19 protein-coding genes are annotated in these 17942 nt (G+C 72.1%); 9 read left to right on the forward strand and 10 right to left on the reverse strand.

All coding sequences use genetic code 11. The features are described 5' to 3' along the window. Positions 1-388 precede the first annotated feature (388 nt). Both AC4H2S_RS20125 and AC4H2S_RS20130 read left to right on the forward strand, forming a co-directional pair. Positions 389-1801 carry an HNH endonuclease signature motif containing protein gene (locus AC4H2S_RS20125; RefSeq protein ID WP_491498765.1) on the forward strand — a complete coding sequence of 471 codons (1413 nt, stop codon included), beginning with the start codon at positions 389-391 and terminating at the stop codon, positions 1799-1801. A 212-nt stretch (positions 1802-2013) separates the two neighbouring features. After that, positions 2014-2436, forward strand: coding sequence for a GNAT family N-acetyltransferase (locus AC4H2S_RS20130; protein ID WP_491498766.1), 423 nt, complete (start codon positions 2014-2016; stop codon positions 2434-2436). A 27-nt stretch (positions 2437-2463) separates the two neighbouring features. Here the strand turns inward: AC4H2S_RS20130 and AC4H2S_RS20135 are convergent, their stop codons facing one another. Further along, the gene (locus AC4H2S_RS20135; protein WP_491498767.1) at positions 2464-3357 is read right to left on the reverse strand and encodes an aminoglycoside phosphotransferase family protein; all 894 of its coding nucleotides are present in this window, start codon (positions 3355-3357) and stop codon (positions 2464-2466) included. Between the two features lie 112 nt (positions 3358-3469). On the opposite strand from AC4H2S_RS20135, the gene AC4H2S_RS20140 reads away from it, so the two are divergent. Together AC4H2S_RS20140 and AC4H2S_RS20145 are read left to right on the forward strand one after the other, a co-directional pair. Then, on the forward strand, positions 3470-4075 hold the full coding sequence (locus AC4H2S_RS20140; RefSeq protein WP_491498768.1) for a DUF6518 family protein: 606 nt from the start codon (positions 3470-3472) through the stop codon (positions 4073-4075). Between the two features lie 58 nt (positions 4076-4133). Then, positions 4134-5426, forward strand: coding sequence for an alpha/beta hydrolase fold domain-containing protein (locus AC4H2S_RS20145; RefSeq protein ID WP_491498769.1), 1293 nt, complete (start codon positions 4134-4136; stop codon positions 5424-5426). Here the strand turns inward: AC4H2S_RS20145 and AC4H2S_RS20150 are convergent. Continuing rightward, positions 5423-5698, reverse strand: a complete 276-nt coding sequence (locus AC4H2S_RS20150; protein WP_491498770.1) for a VOC family protein — start codon at positions 5696-5698, stop codon at positions 5423-5425. The two genes, AC4H2S_RS20145 and AC4H2S_RS20150, sit on opposite strands and share 4 nt — an antisense overlap. Positions 5699-5853: 155 nt before the next feature. Here AC4H2S_RS20150 and AC4H2S_RS20155 point away from each other — a divergent pair, with 155 nt between their 5' ends. After that, a complete protein-coding gene (locus tag AC4H2S_RS20155) occupies positions 5854-6519 on the forward strand; it encodes a class I SAM-dependent methyltransferase (protein WP_491498771.1) in 666 nt (221 codons plus the stop codon). Here AC4H2S_RS20155 and AC4H2S_RS20160 read toward each other — a convergent pair. Genes AC4H2S_RS20160 through AC4H2S_RS20185 form a run of 6 tightly spaced genes read right to left on the reverse strand, consistent with a single transcriptional unit; the run spans position 6478 to position 11701 of the window. Continuing rightward, a complete protein-coding gene (locus tag AC4H2S_RS20160; protein ID WP_491498772.1) occupies positions 6478-7587 on the reverse strand; it encodes a prenyltransferase/squalene oxidase repeat-containing protein in 1110 nt (369 codons plus the stop codon). The genes AC4H2S_RS20155 and AC4H2S_RS20160 overlap by 42 nt on opposite strands. Further along, on the reverse strand, positions 7584-8327 hold the full coding sequence (locus AC4H2S_RS20165) for a class I SAM-dependent methyltransferase (protein WP_491498773.1): 744 nt from the start codon (positions 8325-8327) through the stop codon (positions 7584-7586). Before AC4H2S_RS20165 ends, AC4H2S_RS20160 begins: the two co-directional genes overlap by 4 nt. After that, a complete protein-coding gene (locus AC4H2S_RS20170) occupies positions 8314-9597 on the reverse strand; it encodes a glycosyltransferase family 4 protein (RefSeq protein WP_491498774.1) in 1284 nt (427 codons plus the stop codon). The genes AC4H2S_RS20165 and AC4H2S_RS20170 overlap by 14 nt, the downstream gene beginning before the upstream one ends. 39 nt (positions 9598-9636) lie before the next feature. After that, positions 9637-10608 carry an NAD(P)/FAD-dependent oxidoreductase gene (locus tag AC4H2S_RS20175; RefSeq protein WP_491498775.1) on the reverse strand — a complete coding sequence of 324 codons (972 nt, stop codon included), beginning with the start codon at positions 10606-10608 and terminating at the stop codon, positions 9637-9639. 47 nt (positions 10609-10655) lie between these two features. Beyond that, positions 10656-11201 carry a hypothetical protein gene (locus AC4H2S_RS20180; RefSeq protein WP_491498776.1) on the reverse strand — a complete coding sequence of 182 codons (546 nt, stop codon included), beginning with the start codon at positions 11199-11201 and terminating at the stop codon, positions 10656-10658. 5 nt (positions 11202-11206) lie between these two features. Then, on the reverse strand, positions 11207-11701 hold the full coding sequence (locus AC4H2S_RS20185) for an Rv1363c family protein (protein WP_491498777.1): 495 nt from the start codon (positions 11699-11701) through the stop codon (positions 11207-11209). Positions 11702-11765: 64 nt separating this feature from the next. Here AC4H2S_RS20185 and AC4H2S_RS20190 point away from each other — a divergent pair, with 64 nt between their 5' ends. Next, a complete protein-coding gene (locus tag AC4H2S_RS20190) occupies positions 11766-12425 on the forward strand; it encodes an ion channel (RefSeq protein WP_491498778.1) in 660 nt (219 codons plus the stop codon). Positions 12426-12431: 6 nt separating this feature from the next. Here the strand turns inward: AC4H2S_RS20190 and AC4H2S_RS20195 are convergent, their stop codons facing one another. Continuing rightward, positions 12432-13007, reverse strand: coding sequence for a hemerythrin domain-containing protein (locus AC4H2S_RS20195; RefSeq protein WP_491498779.1), 576 nt, complete (start codon positions 13005-13007; stop codon positions 12432-12434). Between the two features lie 164 nt (positions 13008-13171). On the opposite strand from AC4H2S_RS20195, the gene AC4H2S_RS20200 reads away from it, so the two are divergent. Then, positions 13172-14191 (forward strand): choice-of-anchor J domain-containing protein, encoded by a 1020-nt coding sequence (locus tag AC4H2S_RS20200; RefSeq protein ID WP_491498780.1) that lies wholly within the window; start codon positions 13172-13174, stop codon positions 14189-14191. Between the two features lie 73 nt (positions 14192-14264). Next, positions 14265-14768 carry a DUF1707 SHOCT-like domain-containing protein gene (locus AC4H2S_RS20205; RefSeq protein ID WP_491498781.1) on the forward strand — a complete coding sequence of 168 codons (504 nt, stop codon included), beginning with the start codon at positions 14265-14267 and terminating at the stop codon, positions 14766-14768. A gap of 6 nt (positions 14769-14774) precedes the next feature. On the opposite strand, the gene uvrB is transcribed toward AC4H2S_RS20205, so the two are convergent. After that, the gene (gene uvrB / locus AC4H2S_RS20210) at positions 14775-16904 is read right to left on the reverse strand and encodes an excinuclease ABC subunit UvrB (protein WP_491498782.1); all 2130 of its coding nucleotides are present in this window, start codon (positions 16902-16904) and stop codon (positions 14775-14777) included. A 176-nt stretch (positions 16905-17080) separates the two neighbouring features. Here uvrB and AC4H2S_RS20215 point away from each other — a divergent pair, with 176 nt between their 5' ends. Continuing rightward, positions 17081-17881: a hypothetical protein gene (locus tag AC4H2S_RS20215; RefSeq protein WP_491498783.1), complete on the forward strand. Its 801-nt coding sequence runs from the start codon at positions 17081-17083 to the stop codon at positions 17879-17881. Positions 17882-17942: the final 61 nt, after the last annotated feature.

Genomic DNA, 17942 nt, shown 5'->3' on the forward strand with positions numbered 1-17942 from the left:
GTGCTTCAAGTAGTTGTGCAGGTTGGTTCTCGCTGCTGTGTCGTCCACGAGACAGCACCTTGCCACTGGTGTGCCTGATCGGGCGATGCGGCAACTGACGCGCCGGATAGAGACACACCCAGTTGGACTGCGCCGAGCTCCTGCGACATTCGCCCCGTGGACCCGCTCAAGGGCAGGGTGGCGAGCACACCGACGTGGTCGCGAGTCGGATGGACGACGCACCGCGTTTGACTCATGGGCATCGGTCCCCGGGTGGTCGCCGTGGGCGCCGGGCTGGAAGATCTTCGCGGAGTGGGCTGTGGTGGGCCGGGAGACACGCTCGGGCGTTGGCTCGGCGCCTGTGGAGACGTCAGTGCGGATGTCGGTGGTCGACGGTAAAATCGAACGCATGATCGAGACGCTGGCGAGGCCGGGGACGGACGAGGTCGATGACCTCACCGCCGGTGATCTGCTCGCACTCGCTCGTGACCGCAAGGCTGCTGAGGAGCGGGCCGCGGCCGACCTGCTCGACGTGGCAGCGCGGTGGGCCGATCTGCACCCGCCGGAGTCGATCCACTCCGCGGCTTCGTTCACCGTGCCGGGCTGTGAGCACGAGGAGCCCATCGCGGGTGATGGTGCGCCGCTGGTGGCGGAGTTCTGCGTCGCGGAGCTCGGCTCGGTGCTCGGCATCTCGACGGTGTCGGCGAAGAGGCTCATCGGCCACGCACTCGAGCTGCGCCACCGCCTCCCCCGGCTGTGGGCTCAGGTCCACTCCGGCAGGGTGCCGGCGTGGCGGGCCCGTGCGGTCGCCGAGACCACCATCCACACCACCCCGTCCCTCACGCGGGAGGCGGCGGCGTTCGTGGACGCGCAGGTCGCTGCCGTGGCCGGCAGGATCGGGCCGGCGCAGCTCGACCGGCTCGTCGCCGAGACCATCAAGCGATTCGACCTCGCCGTCCCCGACCGGTCGGCCGACCCCGAGGACGGCTACCTCTACGTCGACCCCCGTCACGCCACCCTCCACGACCAGGAGGTCCACTTCGCGGGCACGATGAGGTTCGAGGCCGAGCTCGACATGGCCGACGCCATCGACCTCGACCGCGCGCTCGCCCACGGCGCCGCCACGCTCGCCGCGCTGGGCTCCGTGGAGTCGTTGGACGCCAGGCGGTCCGCCGCTCTCGGTGACCTCGCCCGGACGCAGACCGCCCTCGACCTGCACCACAGAGGGGCCACCGCGGCACGAGGTGACGATGGGCTCCCCCTTGCTCGTGAGGTCGTGCTGCACGCCCACGTCGACGCCACGTTCTCCGGTGACGCCACCGTATTCGGTCCGACCGGTCGCCTGGAGGAGGGCCAGCGGCTCGTCCTGCTCGACCAGATCAAGGACTGGTGTGCCGACTCCCGCACCAAGATCACCATCAAGCCGGTCATCGACCTCAACGCCCAGCTGCACACCGACGCCTACGAGGTCCCCGACCGGCTCCGCGAGCAAATCGTCCTCAGGGACCGCACCTGTGTCTTCCCGTGGTGCACCCGCCCCGCCCGCGGCTGCGACATCGACCACGTCATCCCCTACGACCACGCCGCCGCCGCCGAGGGCAGACCACAGCCCGGGCCGACCCAGAGCGACAACCTCGCCGCCTTGTGCCGGTCGCATCATCGCCTCAAGACCCACACCGCCTGGCGCTACGAGACCACCGGCCCCGGGGCGTTCGAGTGGACCAGCCCCCACGGCCACCGCTACCGCCGCGACCCCACCGGCACCACGAGGATCGACGCGCCCGACCCACCGCCCGGCATCCCGCGCCCCCGACGACCATGACCCCGCCCCCACACCCCGCCACCCATCAGGTTGACGGGGCAACTGGCACGTCTCGGCGCACCGAACCGTCCTCCCCCCTGCCATGCTCGCTGGACGACCCGCGGCGCGAGATCGCACGCCGTGGCCGCGCACGCCCACTGCCCCGCCCGCGCAGCGCGCGACCCCGTCCGAAAACGGCGGCGCGCGTCCGGGCGCGCCGATACGCTCCGGTCATGCGAGACGCACAGATCGTGATCGGCACGGAGGACCCGGCACTCGACCAGCGCCTCAACGACGAGCTGGACCGGTACAACGCTGGCGCGACCGCCGATGTTGCTCCGGCCGTCGAGCTCACCGTCAAGGTCGAGCAGGACGGCGAGCTGATCGCGGGAGTCTCGGGCTGGACCTGGGGCCAGGCCGCTGGGATCGGGATGACCTGGGTGCACGAGGACCAGCGGGGATCCGGTGTCGGCGCCAAGGCGTTGGCAGCGTTCGAGCGCGAGGCGCTCGATCGAGGTTGCACGCACGTCTTCGTCACGTCGTTCACCTTCCAGGCGCCCGCGTTCTACCAGCGGCTCGGCTACGAGGAGATCTTCCGCTGGGAGTCGGTGCCGACGCCCGGCAGGGACGACGTGCACATGCGCAAACAGCTCTGAGGCGCCACGACCGAAGCCGGGTCCGGCTCACCCGTCCAGCGAGGCGACGAGCCGGCGCACGGTCTCCAGCGCGCCCCGCGAGGTCTCCGGGGCGGTGTCGCGGTAGTAGGTCCAGGCACTGATGGCGGGGGCCAGCGCGAAGCCGCGGGCGCGGCGGTAGGCGGCCTCGTCGAGCCCGACGCTCTCGCGGTAGAGCTGGGCGACCGACGACGGGACGTAGCCCCACATCGCGTTGAGCTCGATGGCCGGGTCACCGCGCCCGGCGGCGCCCCAGTCGATCACCGCGACCAGGCGGCCCTCGCGCACCAGCAGGTTGCCGTCGTGCAGGTCGGCGTGGAACCAGCACGGCTCGCCGTCGTACGCCGGCGCCGCGAGCGCGTCGTCCCACACAGCCAGCACCGCGTCGAGGGAGACCTGGCTCGGGTCCGCCCGGGCGGTCCACTCCCGCACCCAGGCGTCGAGGGCGGGCAGCGGCGCGCCGCGCCCCTCGGTCTTGACCGGTCCGTCCATGCCCGGGACGGCGCGACAGGCCCGCACGAAGGCGCCGAGCTCGACCGCCCACCGCTCCGGGTCGTAGGTGGCCTCCGTCGGCGTCGCGCCCTCGATCCACGGCACGACCGTCCACGACCACGGGAAGCCCTCCCCCGGTTCTCCCAGCGCCACCGGCGCCGGGACGGTGACCGGCAGGTGCGGCGCCAGTCGCGGCAGCCACGCGTGCTCGAACGCCACCGTCGCGGCCGGCCCGGGGATGCGGGGCATCCTCACGAGCAGGTCGTCACCGAGGCGGAAGAGCTGGTTGTCGGTGCCGACCGGCGGCAGCCGCCGCACCGGCAGCCCGGACCACTGGGGCAGCTGCTGGGCCACGAGTCGTCGTACGGTCTCGTCGTCGGCCACGTGCTCGTCGGCGTGCATCCCCGTCATCGGGGACGACCGTAGTGCGCGGGCTCGTCCTCCGGTACCGACTTTCGGTACTCAGGTGCCGCCGTCGCCCGGATCGCTGGAGCGGGCGCCCCGCCTCGTCGAGAATGGAGCCATGAGCCCCGCCGCCCGATGGCCCCTGTCCGCACTCGTCGTCGTGGGCGGCAGCCTGGTGCTGGGCGGGTTGACGTCGTGGGCGCAGGGCGCGCTGCCCGACGCGCTGGCGTCGTTCGCCAACTCTCCCTCCGGCTGGACGGTGCTGACAGCGCTGATGATCGCCGCGGTGCGGCCGACCGTGGCCGCGGGGGCGGTCCTCGGAGTGGTGTCCTTCGTCAGCCTCGTCCTGGGCTACACCGTCGCCTCCGAGCTGCGTGGGCTCGCCTACGACCCGCTGTTCTGGAGCGTCGTGGGCCTCGTCGCCGGCCCGTTCGTCGGCGCCGCCGCGGCCGCGGTCGTCGGAGGCCACGCCGTCCGTGCGGCGCTCGGCGCCGGCGCGCTGGCGGGCGTGCTGGTGGCCGACGGGATCTACGGGCTGACGGTCGTCGGCGACACCACGAGCCCCGTCTACTGGGTGCTGTGCCTGGCTCTCGGCGTCGTCCTCCTCGGGGTGGTGGCCGTGCGGCTGCGCAGCCGGGTGGCGCTCACGACGCTCGCCGGCACCGCCGTCGCAGCTACCGGCGTGCTGTGCGCCGGCTACGCCGTGCTCAACGGGCTCGCCTGACGCGGGCCCGGTCCGGCTTCCGGGACAGCCACTGGTACCGGCAAGTAACCTACGGGGCGTGAGCTTCCTGACCCGCCAGGCCGTGATCGCCGCTCTCACCGCGAACGCCCTCCGCCCGCCGCGAGGGCGGCGGACGGGGCTCCCCGCGTTCGCCGCCGGGTGGCTCTTCGGCGAGACCGCCCCGCAGATGCTGGCCCTCACCGCGCTCGACGCGGCGGCCCACCTCACCAAGCGCCGTCGCGGCGGCATCCGCGCCAAGGCGGGGCTCGCGCTCGCCGGGGCCAGCGCGCTCGGCCTGGCCAGCATGATCCGGCAGAGCCAGCGGGCCGGGGAGCGCCTCGACGACGCCCTGGTCGAGGGGCTCGGCGTCGACTACGTCGAGCAGCTCGACGAGGCTCCCGACCCGGCCGACCTGGCGACCCCCTGGCGGCGGCTCGCGCGGCCGTTCGACTTCCGCGACGACGCCGTCCGGGTGATCAGCAACCTGCCCTACTCCGAGGCCGGCAAGCGCGGCCACCTCGACATCTACCTGCCGGCGGCCGAGGACGCGATCAAGGACGCCCCGGTGCTCCTGCAGGTGCACGGCGGCGCGTGGACGCTGGGCGCCAAGGAGCACCAGGGACGCCCCCTGATGAACCGGATGGCCGCCAAGGGGTGGGTCTGCGTGGCGATCAACTACCGCCTCTCCCCCCGCGACGCGTGGCCGGCCCACATCGTCGACGTCAAGCGCGCCATCTCCTGGGTCCGGGACAACATCGCCGACTACGGCGGCGACCCGGACTACCTCGTGGTCACGGGCGGCTCCGCGGGCGGGCACCTCGCCGCGCTGGCGGCCCTGACGCCCGGCGACCCGGCGTTCCAGCCGGGGTTCGAGGAGGCCGACACCTCGGTGCAGGCGGCGGTGCCGTTCTACGGCGTCTACGACTTCGCCGGCTCGACCGGCCTGGCCAACGCGATCGGCATGCGCGACGCCTTCCTCGGCCCCCGCGTGCTGCAGACGACGTGGCAGGACGCACCCGACGTCTACGAGGCGGCCTCGCCGATCCTGCGCGTCACGCCCGACGCGCCCGACTTCTTCGTCATCCACGGCGAGCTCGACTCCCTGGTCTCGGTCGACCAGGCCCGGCTGTTCGTCGCCGAGCTGCGGCGCACCTCGAGGAAGTCGGTCGTCTACGCCGAGCTGCCGGGCGCCCAGCACGCCTTCGACGTCTTCCACTCGATCCGCAGCACGCACGCCGTGCGCGCCGTCGACCGCTACCTGACCTGGCACTGGAACACCTGGCGCCACGGCCTCGCGGCGGACAGCGGCGTCGAGCCCGACGGGATCCGTCAGGACGCGGACGCGCGCTAGCCGTCCGCCTGGGTGATGAAGCCGATCTGGTTGCCCGCCGGGTCGGTCAGCAGGGCCAGGGACGTGCCGCCGCCCACCTCGGTCACGGGGCGTACGACGGTCCCGCCGGCCGCCTCGACCTCGGCCACCTTGGCGGCGAGGTCGTCGGTGCTCCAGTAGACGACCGGCCCGGTCATCCCGTCCCGCTCGCCCTGCGGGTTGAGCCCGATCTCCTGCCCGTCGAGGTTGAACCCCACGTAGTAGGCGTCTCGGTGTGCGGCTCGGTCCCCCACGCCGTGCGGTAGAACGCCGTGGCGGACTCGAGGTCGGCGGCGGGGATGACGATGGTGTGGTTGCTCATGGCTGCTCCCGGGTGTGGGTGGTGGTTGCTCTCACCCTCCTGACGACCCTGCGGTCGCCGACGTGACACGCACTAGTCTCTCCACTCGTGCCGTCCCCCGCCTCGCTCCCCTCCGACCTCCTCGAGCACGCCCGCGCGGCCAAGGGCTTCATGCCCGACGACGAGGGCGCGCTGCTGCACCGGTGGGCGCGGGAGCAGCTCCCCCACGGCCCCGCCCTCGAGGTCGGCACCTACTGCGGGAAGTCCGCGGTCTGGCTCGGCGGCGCGGCGCGCGAGGTCGGCGGCACCGTCTTCACCGTCGACCACCACCGCGGCTCGGAGGAGAACCAGGCCGGCTGGGAGCACCACGACGACAGCCTCGTCGACCCCGACCTCGGGCTGATGGACACCCTGCCCACCTTCCGCCGGACGATCGCCGCGGCCGGCCTGGAGGAGCACGTGGTGGCGGTCGTGGGTCGCTCCGAGACGGTCGGAAGGTGGTGGCGCACCCCGCTGTCGCTGCTCTTCATCGACGGCGGCCACGGCGTCGAGCCGGCGCGCGCCGACTTCCGCACCTGGCCGTGGTGGGTCGAGGCGGGCGGGGTGCTCGTGATCCACGACGTCTTCCCCGACCCGGCCGACGGCGGCCGGCCTCCCTACGAGGACATCTACCTGCCCGCGATCGCGAGCGGCGCCTTCTCCGAGGTCGACGCGGTCGGCTCGATGCGGGTGCTACGCCGTACGGCGGGCGACGCCGGCGACCCGCTCGGCTGAGTCCTCTGCTGGGTCCTCGTCGCGTGCGCAGCCGCACTCCAGGCCGATCTCGGCGAAGTCCGGCGCCAGCGTGGTGCCGCGCATGATGTCGGCGCCGGGCGTCCAGTCTCCCAGGGCGTCGGCGGCCAGCACGACGGCCGCAGCGGTGTAGGTGGTGTGCTCGACCGGCCAGTTGACGTCGTCGGGGAACACGTAGCCGGTCCAGTAGGAGCCATCGTCGGTGCGCAGGTGCTGCATCGCCGCGAGCAGCTCGAGCGCGCGCTCCCGGTCGCCGAGGGCCTCCAGGGCCAGCACGAGCTCACAGGTCTCGGCGCCGGTCACCCACGGGTTCTCCGAGACGCACCGGATGCCCAGTCCCGGCTCGACGAACGCGTCCCACCGCTCGGCGAGGAGCGCGTGGGCCGCCGGCCCGCGGACCGCACCGCCGAGGACCGGGTAGTACCAGTCCATCGAGAAGTTGGACTTGTCGAGGAAGAGGTCGCGGTGCACCCGGAGGGCGTGGCCGAGCCGGCCACCGGCGAGCTCCCACTCGACCTGCGGCTCCCCCACCAGCCCGGCGAGCGCCACGCCCGCGCGCAGGGAGTGGTAGATGCTCGACGAGCCGGCGAGCAGCGCCTGCTCGTTGACCGGACCGGGACGGCCGTCGCGCCACTCCTGCGACCACGCGATCCCGCCGAACGGCAGCTGCAGCCCCACCACGAAGTCGAGCGCGCGGCGCACCGTCGGCCACGTCCGGCGCACGAGCTCCTCGTCGCGGGCGATGAGCCAGTGGTGCCACGTGGCGACCGCGACGTACGCCGACATGTTGGACTCGCCGGAGTGGTCCTCGACCTCGCCTCCGACGATCTTCATCGGCCACGAGCCGTCGGGGCGCTGCGTGGCCCGCACCCAGTCGAGGGCCCGCTCGGCCTCCTCGCGCCGGCCGCCGACCATCAGGGCCATCGCCGCCTCGAGGTGGTTCCACACGTCGGTGTGCTCCCCCGCCGTCCACGGGATGGCGCCCGACGGCTCCTGGGCCGCGGCGATCGTCGCCGCGGTCTGCTCGACCTGGGCGCGGGTCAGGATCATGCGGGCTTGCGGAAGTAGAGCACCATGCTCTTCCCGATGAGCGGGTCGAGCACCTTGCCGGCGTACTGGAGCGCCTTCGGGTTCTTCATGATCTCCCACACCAGGAGCCGGTGGTAGGCCTTGGCGAGGGGGTGGTCGTCGTTGGTCACGCCGACGGCGCACTTGATCCACCAGTAGGGCGTGTGCAGGCCGTGGGCGTGGTCCTTGCCGAGGAAGACCATCGCGTCACCCGGCGTGCCGTCGTTGGACCGGCCCGCCTTGGTGACCTTGTCGACGAGCTCCTCGGCCGTGTAGATCCGGACGTGCCCGCCCTCGGCGTTGTGGTAGTCGTCGGAGAGCTTCCAGTTGACGAGCTCGGGGAGCCACCGGGGCACGGAGATGGCCAGCGTGCCGCCCGGGCGCAGCACCCGGACGAGCTCCTTGATGGCGTCGACGTCGGCGTGGATGTGCTCGAGCACCTCGGCGGCCACGATGCGGTCGAACTCGCCGTCGGCGAAGGGCAGCGCGAGCGCGTCACCCTCCTTGACGTCGGCCTCGGCCGCCGCGGGCACCTCACCCGCCTCGCGCATCGCGGTGAACCACTCGCGCACGGTGGCCAGCTCGTCGGCGTCCTGGTCGAAGGCGATGACGTCGGCGCCGCGCCGGTACATCTCGAACGCGTGCCGGCCGGCACCGCAGCCCATGTCGAGCACACGGTCGCCCGGACGCAGCCCGAGCCGGTCGAAGTCAACGGTCAGCACGGATGCTCTCCTCCTGGTCCTGCTCGCGCAGGCCTCGCTCACGCCGGAAGTCGGCGATGGTCTCCTCGTAGGCGGCGGCGGTGGCCTCGGCCACGGCACGCCAGCTGAACATCTCCTCGACCCGGGCGCGGCCGGCCGCGCCCATCGCCGTACGCCGCTCTGGGTCGTCCAGCAGGGCGGCGAGCGCGTGCTCGAGCTCCCCCACGTCTCCGGGGGTCACCAGGTCGGCGCACTGGCCGTCGGGGCCGACGACCTCCGGGATCGCGCCGGCGCGCGAGACCACCAGCGGCGTCGCGCACGCCATCAGCTCGGCCGTCGGCAGCGAGAAGCCCTCGTAGAGCGACGGCACGCACGCCACCTCGGCGGAGCCCATGACCTCCACGAGCTCGGCGTCGCTGACGCCGTTGACGAACTGCACCTTGTCGGCGATGCCCAGCTGGTCGATGAGCTGCTCGGTGCGTCCTCCCGGCTCGGGACGGGTCACCAGCACCAAGGACACGTCGCGCTCGACCGCCAGCTTGGCGAACGCCTCGAGCAGGGTCGCGATGCCCTTCATCGGCGCGTCGGCGCTGGCCATGGCGAGGATGCGGCCCGGCACCCGCGGTGCGGTGGGAGGCGCGAAGACGTCGTCGACGCCCAGGAGGATCGTCTGCATGCGCTCCAGGTCGACGCCGAAGTCGCGGGCGACGTCGCGACGCGAGGACTCAGACGGCGTGAGGATCTTGCGGTAGCGCCTGGCGACGCGGGTCTGCATGCGCAGGAAGCCGTACCAGCGGCGCAGCGTGAGCCGCTTGCGCCAGGTCGGCGCGGTCTGGAGGTCGATCTGCCGGTCCATGGTGATGGGGTGGTGGATCGTGGCGACCACCGGTAGCCCGTAGGACTCCAGCGCCATGATGCCGGTGCCGAGCACCTGGTTGTCGTGGGCGATGTCGAAGTCGCCGGCGCGCTCCTTCATCAGTCGGGCGATGCGCGAGCTGAACGTCTTCGGCTCGGGGAACCCGGCCGTGCACATCGTGAGGAACTCCTCGACGTCGATGCGGTCGCGGAACTCGCGCAGCCGCGGCACCCGGAACGGATCGGGCTCGCGGTAGAGGTCCAGGCTCGGCACCTTGGTGAGCCCCACACCCTCGTCGAGGTCGGGATAGGGCTGGCCGGAGAACACCTCCACCTCGTGGCCGAGCCGGACGAGCTCGCGGCTCAGGTGCCGGATGTAGACGCCCTGCCCTCCGCAGTGGGGTTTGCTCCGGTAGGACAGCATGGCGATGCGCACCTGGCCATTATGCCTACTGACAAGTAGCCGCCCGCGCCCTCACCCCTCGCTGGAATGGCCGGGGAACACGTGGGCCGCCGGGTCGAGGACGACGGCGGCGTTGTTGACCGCCGTCGCGGCCTCGCCGAAGCCGACCGCGATGAGCCGGACCTTGCCCGGGTAGTCGGTGATGTCGCCGGCGGCGAAGACGCGCGGAAGGTTGGTGCGCATCGCCGAGTCGACCACCACGTGGCGCTTGTGCGTCTCCAGTCCCCACTGCTGGATCGCGCCCAGGTCGGCGATGAAGCCGAGGGCCGCGACCAGCGCCTGCGCCGGTCGTACGTGGGGGTCCTGGCCGTCGACGGCGACCACGACCTCCTCGAGGTGCGCCGCGCCGCGCAGCTCGGTGACCTGCGCGTTGGTCACGATCTCCACGCTGGAGTCCCGGACGGCGGCGACCGTGCGCTCGTGGGCCCGGAACGCGTCGCGACGGTGGACGAGGGTGACCGACGCGGCGATGGGCTCGAGGTGCTGCGCCCAGTCGAAGGCGCTGTCGCCTCCCCCGACGACGACCACGTCCTTGCCGGCGTACGGCGCGAAGCTGGGCACGAAGAACTCCATGCCGCGCCCCACCCATCCCTCGCCGGCGGGCAGCGGGCGGGGGCTGAACTTGCCGATCCCGGAGGTGATGAGCACGGCGCCGGCGGTGACCCGGAGGCCGTCGTCGAGCGTGACGACGACCTGGTCCTCGCCGTGCTCGAGCGTGATGGCGGTGCGGTCGAGCAGGTAGGTCGGGTCAGCGGTCGCGGCCTGCTCCACCAGCCCCTCGACGAGGTCGCGACCCTTCACGCTCGGGAACCCCGCGACGTCGAGGATCGCCTTCTCCGGGTACATCGCGGTGATCTGGCCGCCGAGCTCGGGCAGGGAGTCGACCACCGCGACGCTCATCCCGCGGAACCCGGCGTAGTAGGCCGAGAACAGCCCCGTGGGGCCGGCTCCGATGATCAGCAGGTCGGTCGTCACGTCGTCCACGTCGCGGATCCTTCCGTCGGGGCGTCCCGGCCACAAGGGCCGGTCCATCACAGGGCGTCGAGCTCGTCGACCCTCCACTCCCCGCCCGTGCGCCGCAGCGTCACCAGCACCCGGTCGAGGTCGAGGGTCGGCCGGTCGAGGTCGCGGGCCGAGGTGCGCTGGTTGACGAAGACGAGCACGCGGGCGTACGACGCGGAGGCGGAGACCAGCGCGGTGTCGACGACCTCGGCGCGCACCACCGTCCGGTCGCGGCGGCTCGCGGTCGCGACGCCGGCCATCGTGCGGTCGTAGCGGTCCTGCATGGCGCTCGTCATCAGGTCGCGGGCGTCGGCCTTGTCGGCGGCGAGGGTCTCCCACGAGTAGCCGTAGGCCGCTGCGGCAGCCTCGGCGGCGCGCTCGCGCGCCGCGTCCTTGACCGCGGACGACACGAGCGTCGCATCGGCCGAGTCGGCGGTGGCGACCGTCGGAGCCGGATCGTCGGCGGAGTCGACCACGACCCAGGCCAGGGCGCCTGCGGCGAGACAGACGAGCGCGCCCAGCACCAGCAGCCAGCGCCTCGGGACCGGGGTCGGGGTCGGGGTCGGAGTGGTCATGGCCGTCACCTCACGAACTGCAGGTCGCTGGTGAGCCAGCGCCCGCCCTCACGCACGAGCCGCAGACGCAGCCGGTAGTAGCGCACCTGTCCCTCGCTGCCGGTGCTCGTGTTGGTGACGGTGCTGTTGGCCGCGACGAGGACCGTGGCCGTGTCGTCCGCCTGGTCGCCCACCCCCAGCGCGACGACCTCGGGCGTCGAGACGGCCTCGGTGCGGACCGCCTCGCTGGTGAGGGTGTCGCGCTGCGAGGCGTACTGCTCGGCGAAGTCACCGGTCGCACCGTCGAGCACGGCGTCGACGAGGGGGTCCATGTCGCGGTGGTCGACGGTGAGGAACGCCATGGCCTCGGCGCGCGCCGCCGCCGCGACGTCCTGGTGGGCAGCGGTCAGCTCGGCGTCGACCTCGTCCTGCGAGGTGACGACCAGCCCGATGGCGACCAGCAACGCGACGAGCACGACGGCGAGCCCGCCGGCCGTCCATCGCCCCGCTCGCGCTCCCACGGGGCGAACCTAGCCCAGCCGAGCCTCCGGGTGCCGCTGCCGCGCGTCCCTAGACTGCATGCTCGTGAGCAGACCTCTCCCGCAGGTGACGCTGCACCCGTCCGCGATGCTGCTCGCCGCCCAGCTGCTGCAGGTGCTCGCGTGGCCCTTCCTGGGCGGTTCGCGACTGGGCGGGGGGTTCCTCGGCGTCATCGGCATGCTGGCGGTCGGGTCGGCGGTGCTCGCCGTGCGGCGTACGCCGCACGTGAGCCGCGTCGTGTTCGTCCTCGGCGCCCCGACGATCGTCTTCACGCTGCTCGAGGCGGTCTTCCCCGACACCGACACGATCCTGCTGATCTCGGGGATGCTGCACGCGCCGTTCTACTTCTACGTCTCCTACGTGATGCTGCGCTACCTGTTACACGACGACGAGGTCACGACCGACGAGTACTACGCGACCGGCGCGGCCTTCACCGTGGTGGCGTGGGGCTTCGCCTACGTCTTCGCCGTCGTGCAGGTCGTGTGGCCCGACTCGTTCACCAACGCGTCCGGCTTCGAGCACACCTGGTTCGAGCTGCTCTACCTGTCGTTCTCGACGCTCACCAGCGTCGGGCTGTCCGACATCGTCGCCGTCGGCGAGCAAGCCCGCTCGGTGGTCATGGTGGAGATGATGGTCGGCGTCTTCTACGTCGCGATGGTCGTGGCCCGGATGGTCGGGCTCACGATGATGCGCCACCGCCGCTGAGGGCTCTCAGTCCTCGTCGTCCCCGTCGTCCCCGTCGTCCTCGTCGTCGAGGAGACCGTCGCGCTCGGCGGCCTCCACGATGCGCCGCACGTTGTCGAGGGAGCCGCAGTCGGCGTCGAGCTGGGCGTTGCGCTCGGTGGCGAAGGCCGTGCCGAGCTCGACGCGGATCCGCTCGCTGACCTCGTCGCGCGCTGGGTTGAGGATCGTGAGCTCCTCCTCGGTGAGGTGGTGGTTGAGCGCCGTGGCCAGCTCCTCCACCGCGTCGTCGAACGCCTGCGTGTCGGTGCTCTTGAGCTCGAGGACCTTGAGCATCGCCTCGTGGCCCTCGGCGTGCTCCTCCTCGCCGTGCTCGGCCTCGTGCTCGGTGATCGCGTTCTTGCGCTCCAACTTGGGGTAGACGTGCTTCTCCTCCGCCTCGGCATGGGCGACGTGCAGCGCCGACAGCGCCTTGCGCACGGCGTCGCGGTCGGAGGAGCTGTCGCGCAGCTGCCGCAGGAGGGTCTCGAAACGGCGGTGGTCCTCGAGGATCAGGTCGATGACGTCGCCGGAGACGGGGCGTCCGAGGTCGATGGGGGTGCTCATGGAGCGGAGGCTAGCCATGCCCCGGGCACCCGACCTCACCCCTCCGGGTCCGACGGCAAAGTCCTGTCGGTGTTGCTGCGGAACGGCGTTCGGCGTCCCTAGGGTCGCGGCGCAACGCGTCGACGCGAGGTCGACGCACCGACCGATCCAGGAGACACCTCAGCATGTCGTTGTTCCGACGCACCGCCAGGACCGCCGCCCTCGGGCTCGTGGCCGGCGCACTGGCCGTCACCACCGTCCAGCCCGCGCAGGCAGCCAGCATCAGCGAGGGCTTCGACGACGTCGCCGCCCTGACGACCTGGCGGACGGTCAACCTCAGTGACCCGACCGACCCCGAGCCCGAGCCCTCGTGGAGCCAGGGCGACGCCGACCTCTTCACGGCCCACGCCGGCGCCGAGGACTCCTTCGTCGGCGTCAGCTATGGCAGCGGCAACGACGACGTGAGCGCCTGGCTCATCATGCCGCAGCAGACGAGCCTGTCGAGCACCGACGTGCTCTCCTTCTGGACCCGTTCGCTCGTGACGGACTACCCGGACCGGCTCGAGGTGCGGATGTCGTCCAACGGCTCCTGCGACCCCGGCACCACGACCGACGGCGTGGGCGACTTCACCACCCTCCTCACCAGCATCAATCCCGAGCAGGTCAGGGACGGCTACCCCGGGGAGTGGACCACGTACTCGGTGCCGCTGACCGGTCTGGCCACCGCGAACGTCTCGGGCTGCCTTGCCTTCCGCTACTACGTCAAGGACACCGACGACAACGGCGAGTACGTCGGCATCGACTCGCTGACCTTCACCGACAGCGCCTCCGTCGCGTGCACGACGGCCCAGGCGTCCTCGACCACCGCGACCGACCAGGTCACCGCGTCGGCGGCCGCGGTCGCCGCCGCGACCCCGGGCGTGAGCAGTGCCGAGAAGTCGCTGGCGAAGGCCAAGAAGGCCCTCACGAAGGCGAAGAAGGCGCTCAAGAAGGCGAAGAAGAACGCCAAGGCCGGCGGCGACGACCAGGTCGCCAAGGTCAAGAAGGCCAAGAAGAAGGTGAAGCAGAGCAAGAAGAAGGTGAAGCGGGCCACGAAGGCGCTCGCCGAGGCGAACCGCGGCCTCGCCACCGCGACGTCCGGCCTCACCGCGGCCCAGGCGGCCCTCACTGCGGCGCAGACCAGCGTCACCACCAGCTGTCCCTGATCCACCGCGCCTACGCTCGACGGCGGACGAGTCGTCTCGTCCGCCGTCGGCGCGCGTGCCTACGATGGGCGTCGTGCCAGGCATCGAGGTGTGGAGCCAGTTCGACCACGATCCGCGCAGCTCCGCCAATGCGGTGATGCGCGCGTCGGACCGCGACCGCGCGGTGATCGAGACCGTGCTCGCCGATGCCTTCGCCGAGGGCCGGCTCACCCGGGCCGAGTACGACGAGCGCGCCGACGCGCTGCTCGCCAGCCGCACGCTCGGCGACCTGGTGCCGCTCGTGGCCGACCTGCCCACCGCCGCACCCGCCCCGCGCTCGTCGATCCCCGAGCAGGCGACGAGGGCCTACCTCGCCGAGCGCCGCCAGGCCGTGTGGGGCTTCCTCTCGGCCTCGCTGATCTGCTGGGTGATCTGGTTCGCCACCGGCCAGCAGTTCCCGTGGCCGCTCTTCGTGATGCTCGGCACCGGGCTCAACGCCGGGCGCGTGGTCTGGCAGAAGGAGGACCTCATCGAGTCCGAGACCCGACGGCTGGAGAAGAAGGAGCGCAAGGAGCTCAGGAGGCGGGAGGAGGGCTGAGCCGCCTCACTTCGTCGCCTCCATCATCTGGCGCAGCTCCTTCTTGAGCTCGGAGATCTCGTCGCGCAGCCGCGCCGCCACCTCGAACTGGAGCTCGGCGGCGGCGTGCTTCATCTGGTCGGTCAGCTCCTGGATGAGCTCGGCGAGGTCGCTGCTCGGGATGCCTGCGGTGTCGGGCGCCTCGTCGTGGATCCGTGACAGGGCCGGCGTCGGGGACTTGCCGGCCTTCACCCCTCCGGCGCGGCCCTTCTGGCCGACGTCGGCCCAGGTCTTGAGCAGCTCCTGGGTGGTCTCGTCCTCGCGGGCGAGCATCTCGGTGATGTCGGCGATCTTCTTGCGCAGCGGCTGCGGGTCGATGCCCCGCTCGGTGTTGTAGGCGACCTGGATCGCGCGCCGACGGTTGGTCTCGCCGATGGCGGCCTCCATCGACGGGGTGATCTTGTCGGCGTACATGTGGACCTGGCCCGACACGTTGCGCGCCGCGCGGCCGATGGTCTGGATGAGCGACTTGTCGGAGCGCAGGAACCCCTCCTTGTCCGCGTCGAGGATCGCGACGAGCGACACCTCCGGCAGGTCGAGGCCCTCGCGCAGCAGGTTGATGCCGACGAGGACGTCGTACTCGCCGAGGCGCAGGTCGCGCAGCAGCTCGATGCGCTTGAGGGTGTCGACCTCGGAGTGGAGGTAGCGGGTGCGGATGCCGGCGTCGAGGAGGTAGTCGGTGAGGTCCTCGGACATCTTCTTGGTGAGCGTGGTGACCAGGACGCGCTCGCCCTTGTCGGCGCGCTCGCGGATCTCGTGGATCAGGTCGTCGATCTGGCCCTTGGTCGGCTTGACCACGACCTCGGGATCGATGAGGCCGGTGGGCCGGATGATCTGCTGGACGGTGTTGTCGACGCCGCCGACGCGGTCGAGCTCGTAGTTGCCCGGCGTCGCGGAGAGGTAGATCGTCTGGCCGATCCGGTCGACGAACTCCTCCCACTTGAGCGGGCGGTTGTCCATCGCGCTGGGCAGCCGGAAGCCGTGGTCGACCAGGTTGCGCTTGCGGGACATGTCGCCCTCGTACATGCCGCCGACCTGGGGCACGGCGACGTGGGACTCGTCGATGACGAGGACGAAGTCCTCGGGGAAGTAGTCGAGGAGCGTGTTGGGCGCGCTGCCCGGGGAGCGGCCGTCCATGTGCATCGAGTAGTTCTCGATGCCCGAGCACGAGCCGACCTGGCGCATCATCTCCACGTCGTAGGTCGTGCGCATCCGCAGCCGCTGCGCCTCGAGCAGCTTGCCCTGCTTCTCGAACGCGGCGAGCTGGTCGTCGAGCTCGAGCTCGATGCCCCGGATCGCCCGCTCCATCCGCTCGGGGCCCGCGACGTAGTGGGTCGCGGGGAAGACGTGGAGCTCGGTGTCGTCGGAGACCACCTCGCCGGTGATCGGGTGGAGCGTCATCAGCCGCTCGACCTCGTCGCCGAAGAACTCCACGCGGATGGCGAGCTCCTCGTAGACGGGGAAGATCTCGAGCGTGTCGCCGCGCACCCGGAACGTGCCGCGGGTGAACGACATGTCGTTGCGGGTGTATTGGATCTCCACGAGCCGGCGCAGCACCGAGTCGCGGTCGTGCTCCTCGCCGACCTTGAGCCGCAGCATCCGGTCGACGTACTCCTGGGGCGTGCCGAGGCCGTAGATGCAGGACACCGTCGAGACCACGATGGTGTCGCGGCGGGTGAGCAGGCTGTTGGTCGCGCTGTGGCGCAGCCGCTCGACCTCCTCGTTGATCGAGGAGTCCTTCTCGATGTAGGTGTCGGTCTGGGGGACGTAGGCCTCGGGCTGGTAGTAGTCGTAGTAGGAGACGAAGTACTCCACCGCGTTGTGGGGGAAGAGCTGGCGCAGCTCGTTGGCGAACTGCGCGGCCAGCGTCTTGTTGGGCTGGAGCACCAGGACCGGGCGCTGGAGCTGCTCGGCGACCCAGGCGACGGTGGCGGTCTTGCCGGTGCCGGTCGCGCCGAGGAGCACGACGTCCTTCTCGCCGCCCTGGATGCGGCCGACGATCTCCTTGATCGCGGCCGGCTGGTCGCCTGAGGGCTGGTAGTCGGACACCACCTTGAAGGGGGCCACCCGGCGCTGCAGATCGGTGACTGGACGCATGGGTCGAGCGTACGCGGAGCCACCGACAACGACAGGCCCGGCGGCGGGCGCCCCGACCGGGCGACCACCCGGCGTGTCCGACAGGACGAACCCCGCCTGCCGTCGTGGTGCACACGCAGCCCCGGGCGCGAGGCGCCACTTTGTCCTGTCCGACGGGCCGGTCCTAGCCTCGGATCGTGCCCCACCCGTCCCAGCCGCCCGACCGCGCGCTCGACCTGTTCGCGGCCGAGGGCGTGCTCGAGCCGCTGCCCGGCGGCCGCGGCGCCTGGCGTGCCGGCGACCTCGCCCTGACCCCGGGCCACGACGAGTCCGAGGCGTGGCTCGCGCCGATCCAGGCACGGCTCGCCGTGCGCCTCGACGAGGCCGAGCCGCGGTCGCTGCGGCTCGCGCTGCCCGTCCCGGCCCGCGACGGCAACCTGACCGTGGACGGCTGGGCGGCGACCCGCTTCGAGCCCGGCGCCACCCCCTGCCACGACCTCCCGGCCCTGCGGGCCACCGCACACCTGCTCCACGCCCATCTCGCCGCCTTCGTGCCGGAACGCCCCGCCGGCCTGGACGCGCGCACCGACCGGTGGGCCGTGGCGGAGCGAGCGGCGTACGACGGTACGGCCGCGGCGGCCGCGGCCGGGCGAACCGAGCCGGGCCTGGCCGACCTGGTCGCCGGGCTCGTCGCGGGGCTGGACGGCACCGACTTGGGCACCGACCAGCTGGTGCACGCCGACCTCGCGCGCAAGGTGCTGCTCGACGCGACCGGGATCCCGTTCGTGGTCGACCTCTCCCCCGCCTGGCGCCCGTCGCTGTGGGCGGAGGCGGTGTGCGTGCTCGACGCGGTGCTGTGGCTGGGCGCCCCCGTCGTCGCGCTCGACGACTGGCGCTCGGGCGCGCCGGGGCAGGCGATGCTGCGTGCCGCGCTCTTCCGGGTGCTCTCCGACCGACCGTGCGACGTCGGGCGCTACGCCGCGCTGGGGCTGACCTGAGCGGACCGGGGCGCGGAGGAGCGTTGCGCGCCGACCGCTACCGCGCGCTCGGCCTGGCCTG

It is taken from the genome of Nocardioides sp. Z13_37 (genome assembly GCF_058355585.1).